General features: G+C 50.9%; 10 protein-coding genes. 8 read left to right on the plus strand and 2 right to left on the minus strand.

Annotated elements, in window-relative coordinates; translation table 11 throughout:
* Window positions 1-259: 259 nt before the first annotated feature.
* Genes ygeW through arcC form a run of 5 tightly spaced genes read left to right on the plus strand, consistent with a single transcriptional unit; the run spans window position 260 to window position 6,388 of the window.
* Entirely contained in the window at window positions 260-1,447 is a 1,188-nt protein-coding gene (gene ygeW / locus ACJHYR_RS03650; protein WP_000859787.1) for a knotted carbamoyltransferase YgeW, read from the plus strand.
* A gap of 57 nt (window positions 1,448-1,504) precedes the next feature.
* Window positions 1,505-2,701: a diaminopropionate ammonia-lyase gene (dpaL, locus tag ACJHYR_RS03655; RefSeq protein WP_000110493.1), complete on the plus strand. Its 1,197-nt coding sequence runs from the start codon at window positions 1,505-1,507 to the stop codon at window positions 2,699-2,701.
* Between the two features lie 57 nt (window positions 2,702-2,758).
* Complete coding sequence (locus tag ACJHYR_RS03660) at window positions 2,759-3,970, plus strand: YgeY family selenium metabolism-linked hydrolase (protein WP_001107125.1); 1,212 nt, start codon at window positions 2,759-2,761, stop codon at window positions 3,968-3,970.
* A gap of 52 nt (window positions 3,971-4,022) precedes the next feature.
* On the plus strand, window positions 4,023-5,408 hold the full coding sequence (gene hyuA, locus ACJHYR_RS03665) for a D-phenylhydantoinase (RefSeq protein ID WP_001587389.1): 1,386 nt from the start codon (window positions 4,023-4,025) through the stop codon (window positions 5,406-5,408).
* A gap of 47 nt (window positions 5,409-5,455) precedes the next feature.
* On the plus strand, window positions 5,456-6,388 hold the full coding sequence (gene arcC / locus ACJHYR_RS03670) for a carbamate kinase (RefSeq protein WP_000037986.1): 933 nt from the start codon (window positions 5,456-5,458) through the stop codon (window positions 6,386-6,388).
* Between the two features lie 219 nt (window positions 6,389-6,607).
* Here the strand turns inward: arcC and yqeB are convergent, their stop codons facing one another.
* The gene (gene yqeB, locus ACJHYR_RS03675; protein ID WP_001587390.1) at window positions 6,608-8,233 is read right to left on the minus strand and encodes a selenium-dependent molybdenum cofactor biosynthesis protein YqeB; all 1,626 of its coding nucleotides are present in this window, start codon (window positions 8,231-8,233) and stop codon (window positions 6,608-6,610) included.
* 47 nt (window positions 8,234-8,280) lie between these two features.
* Window positions 8,281-9,051, minus strand: coding sequence for a selenium cofactor biosynthesis protein YqeC (gene yqeC / locus ACJHYR_RS03680; protein WP_001309713.1), 771 nt, complete (start codon window positions 9,049-9,051; stop codon window positions 8,281-8,283).
* Window positions 9,052-9,153: 102 nt separating this feature from the next.
* Between yqeC and mocA the strand changes: the two genes are divergently transcribed.
* From mocA to ssnA, 3 genes are all read left to right on the plus strand, one after another.
* Window positions 9,154-9,732, plus strand: coding sequence for a molybdenum cofactor cytidylyltransferase (gene mocA / locus ACJHYR_RS03685; protein WP_001272841.1), 579 nt, complete (start codon window positions 9,154-9,156; stop codon window positions 9,730-9,732).
* A 321-nt stretch (window positions 9,733-10,053) separates the two neighbouring features.
* Complete coding sequence (gene ygfK / locus ACJHYR_RS03690) at window positions 10,054-13,152, plus strand: putative selenate reductase subunit YgfK (RefSeq protein WP_059327660.1); 3,099 nt, start codon at window positions 10,054-10,056, stop codon at window positions 13,150-13,152.
* 2 nt (window positions 13,153-13,154) lie between these two features.
* A complete protein-coding gene (ssnA, locus tag ACJHYR_RS03695) occupies window positions 13,155-14,483 on the plus strand; it encodes a putative aminohydrolase SsnA (RefSeq protein ID WP_410233067.1) in 1,329 nt (442 codons plus the stop codon).
* Window positions 14,484-14,522 lie beyond the last annotated feature (39 nt).

Consider the following 14,522-nt stretch of genomic DNA (forward strand, 5'->3'; position numbering starts at 1 on the left):
TTATTTCTGATACTTAGCAGCAAATAAATAACGCAATAAAAAAAGCCAAACGTTTTCGTATTTTACAAACAACCGGAAGCTGGCATCAATTTGTGATCAACCCCACACATTATCCGTCAAATTAGTCTTTTGCAGCCCCGTGGATAATTCTGGCACACTTATTGTTAGTCCCAGGTATAGCTGTGAAAACACCAATCACTTTGGCAAGTCACAGTGAAATAAACCTCTTTGCCTGTCATTCCACTACCGGGACTTTATGATGAAAACTGTTAATGAGCTGATTAAGGATATCAATTCGCTGACCTCTCACCTTCACGAGAAAGATTTTTTGTTAACGTGGGAACAGACGCCAGATGAACTGAAACAAGTACTGGACGTTGCCGCAGCATTAAAAGCACTGCGTGCTGAAAACATCTCAACCAAAGTCTTTAATAGTGGATTAGGTATTTCCGTATTCCGTGACAACTCCACCCGTACCCGCTTCTCTTATGCTTCCGCGCTTAACCTGCTCGGCCTTGCACAGCAAGATCTCGACGAAGGCAAATCACAAATCGCTCACGGCGAAACCGTGCGTGAAACCGCCAATATGATCTCCTTCTGCGCCGATGCCATCGGTATTCGTGACGATATGTATCTGGGCGCAGGCAACGCTTATATGCGTGAAGTTGGCGCTGCACTTGATGACGGCTACAAGCAGGGCGTACTGCCGCAGCGTCCGGCTTTAGTGAACCTGCAATGCGATATTGACCACCCGACTCAGTCAATGGCTGACCTCGCATGGTTACGTGAACACTTTGGTTCACTGGAAAACCTGAAAGGTAAAAAAATCGCCATGACCTGGGCCTACTCCCCAAGCTATGGCAAACCGCTCTCTGTACCACAAGGCATCATCGGTCTGATGACTCGCTTCGGTATGGATGTCACCCTGGCCCATCCGGAAGGCTACGACCTGATCCCGGATGTCGTTGAAGTGGCGAAAAACAATGCTAAAGCCTCTGGCGGTAGCTTCCGTCAGGTCACCAGCATGGAAGAAGCCTTCAAAGACGCAGACATCGTTTATCCGAAGTCATGGGCACCTTACAAAGTGATGGAAGAGCGTACTGAATTGCTGCGCGCTAACGATCACGAAGGCTTAAAAGCACTGGAAAAACAGTGTCTGGCGCAGAACGCTCAGCACAAAGACTGGCATTGCACCGAAGAGATGATGGAACTGACCCGTGATGGCGAAGCCCTGTACATGCACTGCCTGCCAGCTGATATCAGCGGCGTATCCTGCAAAGAAGGTGAAGTGACTGAAGGCGTATTCGAAAAATACCGTATCGCAACCTACAAAGAAGCCAGCTGGAAGCCTTATATCATCGCCGCGATGATCCTGTCCCGTAAATACGCCAAACCAGGTGCACTGCTCGAGCAACTGCTGAAAGAAGCGCAAGAACGCGTGAAATAACCCCTCGGGCCGATCAGCTGGTCGGCCCTCTATTTCCAGAGGCCAAAAGGATAGGATATGTCCGTTTTCTCATTGAAGATTGATATCGCCGATAACAAATTTTTCAACGGCGAAACATCACCGCTCTTTTCGCAAAGCCAGGCCAAACTGGCGCGCCAGTTCCACCAGAAAATAGCTGGTTATCGCCCAACACCGCTTTGTGCGCTGGACGATCTCGCAAACCTTTTTGGTGTGAAGAAAATTCTCGTCAAAGACGAATCAAAACGATTCGGTCTGAACGCCTTCAAAATGCTCGGCGGTGCATACGCCATCGCTCAATTATTGTGCGAAAAATATCATCTTGATATCGAAACGCTGTCATTTGAGCACCTGAAAAATGCTATCGGCGAAAAAATGACTTTCGCGACCACCACCGACGGCAACCACGGGCGCGGTGTGGCGTGGGCAGCACAGCAACTCGGACAGAATGCGGTGATTTACATGCCGAAAGGTTCTGCTCAGGAACGCGTTGACGCCATTCTGAACCTCGGTGCCGAGTGCATCGTCACGGATATGAACTATGACGATACCGTTCGCCTGACCATGCAACACGCGCAGCAGCACGGCTGGGAAGTGGTACAGGACACGGCATGGGAAGGTTACACCAAAATCCCAACCTGGATCATGCAAGGCTACGCAACCCTGGCAGATGAAGCCGTCGAGCAAATGCGTGAAATGGGCGTAACCCCGACGCACGTTCTGCTGCAAGCCGGTGTCGGTGCAATGGCCGGTGGTGTGCTGGGTTATCTGGTCGACGTCTACAGCCCGCAAAATCTGCACAGCATTATTGTTGAACCTGACAAAGCTGACTGTATTTATCGCTCCGGCGTCAAAGGCGACATCGTCAACGTTGGCGGTGATATGGCCACCATCATGGCGGGCCTGGCCTGTGGCGAACCTAACCCGCTGGGCTGGGAAATCCTACGTAACTGCGCCACCCAATTCATCTCCTGCCAGGACAGCGTTGCCGCATTAGGTATGCGTGTGCTGGGTAATCCGTACGGCAATGACCCACGCATCATCTCCGGTGAATCCGGCGCTGTCGGTTTGGGCGTTCTCGCAGCGGTTCATTATCACCCGCAACGTCAAAGCCTGATGGAAAAACTGGCGCTGAACAAAGATGCCGTAGTGCTGGTTATCAGCACTGAAGGCGACACAGACGTGAAGCACTACCGCGAAGTTGTCTGGGAAGGCAAACACGCTGTAGCACCTTAATCACCCTATTGGAACTGCTCCCTGCAAAACGGGGAGTAAAAAATCTGGAGAAAAATAATGGCTAAGAATATTCCATTCAAACTGATTCTTGAAAAAGCAAAAGATTACCAGGCGGACATGACTCGCTTCCTGCGCGACATGGTTGCTATTCCCAGTGAAAGCTGCGACGAAAAACGCGTAGTACATCGTATTAAAGAAGAGATGGAAAAAGTCGGCTTCGATAAAGTTGAAATCGACCCGATGGGCAACGTTCTCGGTTATATCGGCCACGGCCCGCGTCTGGTGGCAATGGACGCTCATATCGATACCGTCGGCATTGGCAACATCAAAAACTGGGACTTCGATCCGTACGAAGGCATGGAAACTGATGAGCTGATCGGTGGTCGCGGTACTTCCGACCAGGAAGGCGGCATGGCATCTATGGTTTATGCCGGTAAAATCATTAAAGACCTCGGTCTGGAAGATGAATATACCCTGCTGGTTACCGGTACTGTGCAGGAAGAAGACTGCGACGGCCTGTGCTGGCAGTACATTATTGAACAATCCGGCATTCGCCCGGAATTTGTGGTCAGTACCGAACCAACCGACTGCCAGGTATACCGTGGTCAGCGCGGTCGTATGGAAATTCGTATTGATGTTCAGGGTGTTAGCTGCCACGGTTCTGCACCAGAACGCGGTGACAACGCCATTTTCAAAATGGGTCCGATTCTTGGCGAATTACAAGAACTCTCCCAACGTCTGGGTTATGACGAATTCCTCGGCAAAGGCACCCTCACCGTTTCTGAAATCTTCTTCACATCCCCAAGCCGTTGCGCAGTAGCAGATAGCTGCGCCGTCTCTATTGACCGCCGTCTGACCTGGGGCGAAACCTGGGAAGGCGCGCTGGATGAAATCCGCGCCCTGCCTGCGGTACAGAAAGCTAACGCGGTTGTTTCTATGTACAACTACGACCGTCCGTCCTGGACTGGCCTGGTATACCCAACCGAATGCTACTTCCCGACCTGGAAAGTGGAAGAAGATCACTTCACCGTTAAAGCACTGGTGAATGCCTACGAAGGGCTGTTTGGCAAAGCGCCGGTTGTTGATAAGTGGACCTTCTCAACTAACGGCGTATCTATCATGGGCCGTCACGGCATTCCGGTGATCGGCTTTGGCCCGGGTAAAGAACCTGAAGCACATGCACCTAACGAAAAAACCTGGAAATCTCACCTGGTGACCTGTGCCGCGATGTACGCTGCAATCCCGTTAAGCTGGCTGGCAACCGAATAATTACTCTTCACTTATTCCCCTCCGGTTCGCCGGAGGGTTTTTGGAGTTTGCTATGCGCGTATTGATCAAAAACGGCACTGTCGTTAACGCAGATGGACAAGAAAAACAGGATTTGCTGATTGAAAGCGGGATTGTTCGCCAGTTGGGCAACAATATTTCGCCGCAGCTCCCGTATGAAGAAATTGATGCCACTGGCTGTTACGTTTTCCCTGGCGGCGTGGATGTCCATACGCATTTCAATATTGATGTCGGCATCGCGCGCAGTTGTGATGATTTTTTTACCGGTACCCGCGCAGCTGCGTGTGGCGGTACAACAACCATTATTGACCATATGGGATTTGGCCCGAATGGCTGCCGGTTACGCCATCAACTGGAGGTTTATCGTGGTTATGCCGCCCATAAGGCGGTCATCGACTACAGCTTTCACGGTGTGATCCAGCACATTAATCACGCCATCCTCGACGAAATCCCGATGATGGTCGAGGAAGGGCTGAGCAGTTTTAAACTCTATTTAACCTATCAATACAAACTCAACGATGACGAAGTTTTGCAGGCGTTACGCCGCTTGCATGAGTCCGGCGCGCTGACCACCGTGCACCCGGAAAATGATGCAGCTATCGCCAGCAAGCGGGCGGAGTTTATTGCCGCAGGGTTAACCGCGCCGCGCTATCACGCCTTGAGTCGCCCTCTGGAATGCGAAGCGGAAGCCATCGCCCGCATGATTAACCTGGCACAAATTGCCGGTAACGCCCCGCTCTATATCGTGCACCTGTCTAACGGCTTAGGTCTGGATTATCTGCGTCTTGCCCGTGCGAATCACCAGCCAGTCTGGGTTGAAACCTGCCCACAATATCTCCTGTTGGACGAACGCAGTTACGATACAGAAGATGGCATGAAGTTCATTCTTAGCCCACCGCTGCGTAACGTACGCGAGCAGGACAAACTGTGGTGTGGCATCAGCGATGGTGCGATTGACGTGGTAGCGACCGATCACTGCACGTTCTCGATGGCTCAACGCCTGCAAATTTCTAAAGGCGATTTCAGTCGCTGCCCAAATGGCTTACCCGGTGTGGAAAACCGCATGCAGTTACTGTTTTCCAGTGGCGTAATGACGGGACGTATAACACCGGAACGTTTTGTTGAATTAACCAGCGCGATGCCCGCCAGGCTGTTTGGCCTGTGGCCGCAAAAAGGGATATTAGCGCCCGGTTCCGATGGCGACGTGGTGATTATCGACCCACGTCAGAGCCAACAAATTCAGCATCGCCATCTCCACGACAACGCCGACTACTCGCCCTGGGAGGGGTTTACCTGTCAGGGCGCGATTGTCAGAACATTATCCCGTGGTGAAACGATTTTCTGTGACGGCACCTTTACAGGCAAAGCCGGGCGAGGTCGTTTCCTGCGACGCAAACCGTTTGTCCCTCCTGTGCTCTAACCACTGCCAGGGATCTATACACAATCAAGAATGATGAGTGAGGAAAAATGAGTAAGAAAATTGTTCTCGCCCTGGGCGGGAATGCGCTGGGCGACGACCTGGCCGGACAAATGAAAGCGGTAAAAATTACGTCTCAAGCAATTGTTGATTTAATTGCCCAGGGACATGAGGTCATCGTCACTCACGGTAACGGGCCACAGGTGGGCATGATTAACCAGGCCTTTGAAGCTGCCGCAAAAACTGAAGCGCACTCGCCAATGCTGCCGATGTCTGTCTGTGTTGCCTTAAGCCAGGGTTATATTGGTTACGATCTACAAAACGCCTTAAGAGAAGAACTGCTTTCTCGTGGCATTAATAAACCTGTAGCAACGCTGGTTACCCAGGTCGAAGTCGACGCTAACGATCCGGCATTCCTCAACCCGACCAAGCCGATCGGTTCGTTCTTTACCGAGCAAGAAGCAGAGCAACTGACAAAACACGGTTACACTCTGAAAGAAGATGCTGGTCGCGGCTATCGCCGTGTTGTTGCCTCGCCAAAACCGGTTGATATCATTGAAAAAGAAACGGTTAAAGCTCTGGTAGATGCAGGCCAGGTAGTGATCACCGTTGGCGGTGGTGGTATTCCTGTTATTCGTGAAGGTAACCATCTGCGTGGTGCCAGCGCGGTTATTGATAAAGACTGGGCCAGCGCCCGTTTAGCAGAAATGATTGATGCCGATATGCTGATCATTCTGACTGCGGTAGAAAAAGTGGCCATTAACTTCGGTAAAGAGAATGAACAGTGGCTCGATCGCCTGTCATTAAGTGATGCTGAACGCTTTATCGAAGAAGGTCATTTTGCGAAAGGTTCTATGCTGCCTAAAGTGGAAGCAGCCGCCTCGTTTGCTCGCTCTCGCGCTGGACGCGAAGCACTGATTACCGTATTGAGCAAAGCGAAAGAAGGGATTGAAGGCAAAACCGGAACGGTAATTTGTCAGTAATTTAAAGGCCGGGTGGGTAATACCATCCGGCCAAAGATTGTCAAGTAAGTGCGCTTTGTTGATGCCGGATGCGGCGCGAGCGCCTTATCCGTCCTACAAAACATCGCAAATTCAATAGATTGCAATGCACTTGTAGGCCTGATAAGCGTAGCGCATCAGGCAATTTGGCGTTTGTCATCAGTCTCAGGCCGGGGGGTAATACCATCCGGCCATTTTCATTTAAGCCACTTCCAGCACTTCTTTTGTCGCTTTCACGCCCTGATGCATCAACATCATTAACGCCTCAAGTACGCCGCCGCCAATTGCCCGGGCTTTATCAGAAACGCTGGTGAAATCAGCCGTTTCACCACGTGGATCGATATCACCAATTTTAAAACCACCGACCACCGCCAGTCCGTCGTTCAACAAGCCACGCACCATCCCCGTCAACGGTGCTTTAATTTCATGCTCACCAATCCAGGCAATCACATCACCCTCTTTCACCAGATCGCCTAATTTCACGTTGGATCGCATAATGCCTGCAGCAGGAGCACGGATCACCCGTCGGGTGGTATGCCCCATAATATTGCCGGGAACACCGGTATTCTCCTGCGCACAACCAGAGTAAATCACCTGACCGAGCCAGTGCCCGCGATTTGTTTCAATTACCGCATGGCAATCCTTCCCAGCAGTAAAGCCCGGCCCAAGCGCGATTGTTACTGGTGCCATATCTGCCCGCGTACCCAAATTCTGTTTCGCCAGAATAGCGTCCACCACGCAAAGCGGTTTCAGTTCATCAAGCAATGAACAGGCGGGATCTACCATCACAGGGATGAATCCGCGTTCGGTAAGTTTCATCGCTTCCGCAGAGCTGGTTGCCAGGCGGGCAGTGACGCCTTCGACCATCATTTCGCCATCGAACACGGCCTGGGCAAACGCCACGGTACAACGAATCACTGTCGGTTTTTCCACTTCCAGCATGATCACTTTAAAACCCGCATGATACAGACGTAACGCCACACCACTGGCGATATCCCCCGCACCGCGAATCACCACCAGCTGGTGTCCGGAAGGATGAGAAGGTTTCATCATCAGCCCACCCGGCGCGTTATTTTTCACCTGTAATATTTCTGCCAGCACGCTGATGGCGATCTCCTGCGGCGTTTCCGCACCTATGTTGTAACCAACGGGCGCATGTAAACGGGCAATATGTTCTTCAGCCACGCCTTTCTCACGCAATTGACGTAGGAAAAGCTGAACCTTGCGGCGACTTGCCAGCAACCCCAGCCATGCAATGGGCTGTTCAATGAGTTTGTCGAGGGCTTCACGATCCTGATTATTCGTGGCAATCAGGACAAAATTATCAGGGCGAATATCCAGTGCTTCCACTGCCGCACCAAACGACTCAGCATGGAGAAGCGTGGTTGATGGTGGGAATAGTTCAGGATTGAGGCTTTCGCGATAAATATCAGCAACGGCAATATCAAATCCTAATAGCGCCGCACTCTGGGCTATCGCCCGGTTGACATGCCCCGCGCCAATCAACACTAGACGTGGACGCATACCATGGACGCTGATAAATACTGACATTGCACCTCCACAATCTGACCCGACAGCATCCGCACCGTTACGAGCCATACGTCCATGGAATAATCGCGGCTTACGTTCCTGCAATGCCTGAAGCGACTCTTCAATCACCTTCCGCTCAACCATTCCGCCACCAATTGTACCGACGATAGAACCATCGGCGCGCACTAACATTTGTGCAGAATGGCGGGGAGTAGAGCCTCGGCTATCAACAATTTGCGCCATCGCAAACGGACAATTTTGCTCTTCGAGTTTTGCAGCCTCTGTGAAAATATTCATACCAACCTCAATGGATATCCTTTCAGTAACCCGGAATACCCGGGCCGCTAATTCACAAATCTGCGCGCGATTGCAGGATGTTCTTGTATATCGCCCAGCCAGATTGCCTCTACGTCGTGTTGTTGCAGCGGTTGAAGGAGCTCGCTTTGCGCAATCGCATTCTCACATTGAGAAAAACGGTTAATGAACCAGACTCGCCGACAACCTTGCGGTACGTTTTTAAATGCGCCCTGAGGGTGGCGAACCAGCGCAACGAGATCGCTCAGTTGCAAGGTTGCATCAGGTGTTAACCCGGTAATATCAGCAAACTGCGACCAGCGATGGACATTTTCTGTGCTCACTTTCGCGCCCAAAATATGTCCTCCCATCACAGCAATCACGCAGCAACTGCTTTTGGGTATGCAAGGTTCGTGCTCATCAGGCGCTTTTAACGGCATTCCACGCGAGCCATCTGCTTCAATGAGAATTACGTCACACTCTGGTCGTTGCACCAGTGCATCAATCGCTTCTGGCGTAAATCCCTGCACTTTTCCCTGGTTCGCTTTCCAGCTGTGAAAACAAAATGAAATGGGGGATGTAAGAGACGCATGAGGAAGCATGGCGGGATCACGACAGAAAACCACGGGCCAGTGAGACGTTGGCATAAACATATGTGTCGTCGTAGTGATTAACACACGCCTGCCGCTAGCCTGGAGCAGTTCTGCCAGCCAAAAAAGCAAGCTGGTTTTTCCCCCAGCCCCAACAACAGAAATCACAGTGGGACGTTTCTGCGCGCCTAAATCAATGAATAATGCCGATGGGTCAACTATACTTTTCACGAGTCTTTATGACCTCTCTGGGATAAATTATCCCCAACTTAATCCATCAGGAAGTAACGCAATTATCAGGCGTTATTAGCCCCTATAAATAATGGAACCACTATGTCAGCCATCGACTGTATAATTACCGCTGCCGGATTATCATCAAGAATGGGGCAATGGAAAATGATGTTACCCTGGCAACAGGGAACAATTCTTGATACAAGTATCAAAAATGCGTTGCAGTTTTGTAGCCGAATTATTTTAGTCACCGGCTATCGTGGTAATGAACTGCACGAACGTTATGCGAACCAGAGCAATATCACTATTATTCACAACCCAGATTATGCGCAGGGTTTACTCACATCAGTAAAGGCCGCAGTACCCGCGGTAAAAACAGAATATTGTTTTCTCACCCACGGTGACATGCCTACCCTCACCATCGATATTTTTAGAAAAATCTGGTCGTTACGAAATGATGGCGCAATACTGCCACTCCATAATGGCATTCCCGGCCATCCGATTTTAGTGTCAAAGCCATGCCTGATGCAGGCAATCCAGCGTCCCAATATCACCAATATGCGTCAGGCACTCCTTATGGGAGATCATTATTCCGTCGAAATAGAAAATGCAGAAATAATTTTAGATATTGATACTCCTGACGACTTTATTACAGCGAAGAAAAGGTATACTGAAATTTAGAAAACGTAGTTAAACGATTGCGTTCAAATATTTAATCCTTCCGGCACTCTTTATCATAATGATAAGGAATCACTGATTTTGAGAAAAGAGAAAAAGTGATAAATGGGCTGGCAATAATAATTTTCAGGAGTGATTTTAATTCTCATTTGGCACCTGTGAGTTCATTCACAAAAAGCCCTTAAGTTTCGAGCCGCCTCACATTTTTTTATATTTCCCGCCAAACCTGGCAAGAGTGGTGCGATTGTTGCTCTATCCCCCTAAACCACCGGATTTCTCAACACCGGTCACTCAATGATATCTGTATAAGCTAAGGAGAGGGTTATGGGGGATATTATGCGTCCCATTCCGTTTGAGGAACTTTTGACGCGCATATTTGATGAATACCAACAACAACGCTCAATCTTTGGTATTCCCGAGCAACAGTTTTACTCACCCGTAAAAGGTAAAACTGTTAGCGTCTTCGGTGAAACCTGTGCCACTCCCGTCGGCCCTGCCGCTGGCCCGCACACGCAGCTCGCGCAAAATATTGTCACTTCCTGGCTGACTGGCGGGCGCTTCATCGAACTAAAAACCGTCCAAATTCTTGACCGCCTGGAGCTGGAAAAGCCCTGTATCGATGCCGAAGACGAGTGCTTTAACACCGAATGGTCTACCGAATTTACCCTGCTTAAAGCCTGGGATGAATACCTCAAAGCCTGGTTTGCCCTGCACCTTCTCGAAGCGATGTTCCAGCCTTCTGATTCCGGTAAATCGTTCATCTTTAATATGAGCGTCGGTTATAACCTCGAAGGTATTAAGCAACCACCGATGCAACAGTTCATCGACAATATGATGGACGCATCTGACCATCCGAAATTCGCGCAATATCGCGATACGCTGAATAAATTACTCCAGGATGACGCATTTTTAGCCCGCCACGGATTGCAGGAAAAACGCGAAAGCTTGCAAGCCTTACCCGCTCGCATCCCCACCAGTATGGTGCAGGGCGTCACCCTCTCCACCATGCACGGCTGTCCTCCGCATGAAATCGAAGCCATTTGCCGCTACATGCTGGAAGAAAAAGGGCTCAATACCTTTGTGAAACTCAACCCGACCTTACTGGGGTACGCGCGTGTTCGTGAGATCCTCGATGTCTGCGGTTTCGGTTACATAGGCTTAAAAGAAGAGTCATTTGATCACGACCTCAAGCTGACGCAAGCGCTGGAAATGCTGGAACGCCTGATGGTACTGGCAAAAGAAAAATCACTCGGCTTTGGCGTAAAACTGACTAACACTCTCGGCACCATCAACAATAAAGGCGCACTGCCTGGTGAAGAGATGTATATGTCAGGCCGTGCGCTGTTCCCGCTCTCCATCAATGTTGCAGCAGTTCTCTCTCGCGCCTTTGACGGCAAACTGCCCATTTCTTATTCCGGTGGTGCCAGTCAGCTGACTATCCGCGATATTTTTGATACTGGTATTCGCCCTATTACTATGGCAACCGACCTGCTGAAACCTGGCGGCTATCTGCGCTTAAGTGCCTGCATGCGCGAGCTGGAAGGCTCCGACGCCTGGGGGCTTGACCATGTTGACGTCGAACGCCTGAACAAACTGGCAGCAGACGCGTTAACCATGGAATACACCCAGAAACACTGGAAGCCAGAAGAGCGTATTGAAGTGGCAGAAGACCTGCCGCTGACCGACTGCTACGTTGCCCCCTGTGTTACTGCCTGCGCTATCAAGCAAGATATTCCGGAATACATTCGGCTGCTTGGCGAACACCGCTATGCTGACGCGCTGGAACTCATCTACCAACGCAACGCCCTGCCCGCCATTACCGGTCATATTTGCGATCACCAGTGCCAATACAACTGTACCCGCCTGGATTACGACAGTGCGCTGAATATCCGCGAACTGAAAAAAGTCGCGCTGGAAAAAGGTTGGGATGAATATAAGCAACGCTGGCACAAACCCGCCGGTTCTGGTTCACGCCATCCGGTTGCCGTGATTGGTGCAGGTCCGGCGGGTCTGGCAGCAGGTTACTTCCTTGCCAGAGCGGGCCATCCGGTTACGCTGTTTGAACGCGAAGCCAATGCGGGCGGCGTAGTGAAAAATATCATTCCTCAGTTCCGTATTCCTGCAGAGTTAATTCAGCACGATATCGATTTTGTTGCCGATCACGGCGTGAAATTTGAGTATGGCTGCTCACCCGATTTGACCGTTGAACAGTTAAAAAATCAGGGCTTCCACTATGTTCTGATTGCCACCGGCACTGATAAAAATAGCGGTGTGAAACTGGCGGGCGACAACCAAAATGTCTGGAAATCACTCCCCTTCCTGCGTGAATACAACAAGGGCACAGCGCTCAAGCTGGGCAAACATGTGGTCGTTGTCGGGGCGGGTAACACGGCAATGGACTGCGCTCGTGCGGCGTTACGCGTTCCAGGCGTAGAAAAAGCAACGGTCGTTTACCGTCGTTCACTGCAAGAGATGCCAGCATGGCGCGAAGAGTATGAAGAAGCGTTGCACGACGGCGTGGAGTTCCGTTTCCTGAATAATCCGGAACGTTTCGATGCTGATGGCACCTTAACCTTGCGCGTTATGTCGCTTGGCGAACCTGATGAGAAAGGTCGTCGCCGTCCGGTTGAAACCAACGAAACAGTAACACTGCATGTAGACAGCCTGATCACCGCCATTGGTGAACAGCAGGATACTGAAGCCCTGAATGCGATGGGCGTGCCGCTGGACAAAAACGGCTGGCCAGACGTCGACCATAATGGCGAAACTCGTCTGACTGACGTCTTTATGATCGGCGACGTACAGCGCGGACCATCCTCCATTGTCGCTGCTGTCGGAACCGCGCGTCGGGCGACCGATGCCATCCTTAGTCGGGAAAATATCCGTTCCCACCAGAACGATAAATACTGGAACAACGTCAATCCGGCGGAAATCTATCAACGCAAAGGCGATATCTCTATCACCCTGGTGGATAGCGACGATCGTGACGCGTTTGTCGCCCAGGAAGCCGCACGCTGCCTTGAATGTAACTACGTTTGCAGCAAGTGTGTGGATGTCTGCCCGAACCGTGCCAACGTATCCATTGCGGTCCCTGGCTTCCAGAACCGTTTCCAGACGCTGCACCTCGACGCTTACTGTAACGAATGCGGCAACTGCGCTCAGTTCTGCCCGTGGAACGGTAAACCGTACAAAGACAAAATCACCGTCTTCAGCCTGTCGCAAGACTTTGATAACAGCAGCAATCCTGGCTTCCTTGTGGAAGATTGCCGGGTACGCGTACGTCTGAATAACCAAAGCTGGGTGTTAAGCATCGACAGCGAAGGTCAGTTCAACAACGTACCACCGGAGCTGAACGATATGTGCCGCATTATTAGCCATGTCCACCAGCATCATCATTATCTGCTGGGCCGCGTGGAGGTGTAATCATGTTGATTCTGAAGAATGTCACCGCAGTGCAGTTACACCCGGCGAAAGTGCAGGAAGGCGTTGATATCGCCATCGAAAATGATGTGATTGTTGCTATCGGCGATGCCCTGACGCAACGCTACCCCGATGCCAGCTACAAAGAGATGCATGGTCGGATTGTGATGCCGGGAATTGTCTGCTCGCACAACCATTTTTACTCGGGGCTGTCCCGCGGAATTATGGCAAACATCGCCCCCTGCCCGGATTTCATCTCAACGCTGAAAAATCTCTGGTGGCGACTCGATCGCGCCCTTGATGAAGAGTCGCTCTATTACAGCGGACTGATTTGTTCCCTGGAAGCGATTAAGAACGGATGTACATCGGTTATCGATCACCATGCCTCTCCGGCGTATATCGGCGGGTCGCTCTCCACATTGCGCAACGCATTTTTAAAAGTTGGCCTGCGCGCGATGACCTGTTTTGAAACTACTGACCGTAACAACAGCATCAAAGAGTTGCAGGAAGGTGTAGAAGAAAACATCCGCTTCGCCCGTCAGATTGATGAGGCGAAGAAAGCAGCAACCGAGCCGTATCTGGTGGAAGCACATATCGGCGCTCACGCGCCGTTTACCGTGCCAGATGCCGGTCTGGAGATGCTGCGTGAAGCCGTGAAAACCACAGGTCGTGGTTTGCATATTCACGCTGCGGAAGACCTTTACGACGTTTCCTACAGTCACCACTGGTACGGCAAAGACCTACTGGCACGACTGGCGCAATTCGATCTCATCGACAGCAAAACGCTGGTAGCTCATGGGCTGTACTTGTCGAAAGATGACATCGCCCTACTCAATCAGCGCGATGCGTTCCTGGTGCATAACGCCCGTTCAAACATGAACAACCATGTCGGCTACAACCATCACCTTAGCGACATCCGCAATCTGGCGTTGGGAACGGACGGCATTGGTTCGGACATGTTTGAAGAGATGAAATTTGCCTTCTTTAAACATCGCGATGCGGGTGGTCCGCTGTGGCCTGACAGTTTTGCCAAAGCACTGGCTAACGGCAACGAACTGATGAGCCGCAATTTTGGCGCGAAATTTGGCCTTCTGGAAGCCGGTTACAAAGCCGATTTAACCATTTGCGATTACAACTCGCCGACGCCGCTGCTGGCAGACAATATCGCCGGGCATATCGCTTTCGGTATGGGCTCAGGCAGCGTTCACAGCGTGATGGTCAATGGTGTGATGGTCTATGAAGACCGTCAGTTTAACTTCGATTGCGATTCCATTTATGCGCAAGCCAGAAAAGCCGCTGCCAGTATGTGGCGTCGGATGGATGCGCTGGCATAAATGACAAATACCCTCTTCCCGTAGGGAAGAGGGTTAAAT

This window comes from Escherichia sp. WS1450, from assembly GCF_046487395.1.
In the GTDB taxonomy this organism is placed as follows: domain Bacteria; phylum Pseudomonadota; class Gammaproteobacteria; order Enterobacterales; family Enterobacteriaceae; genus Escherichia; species Escherichia coli.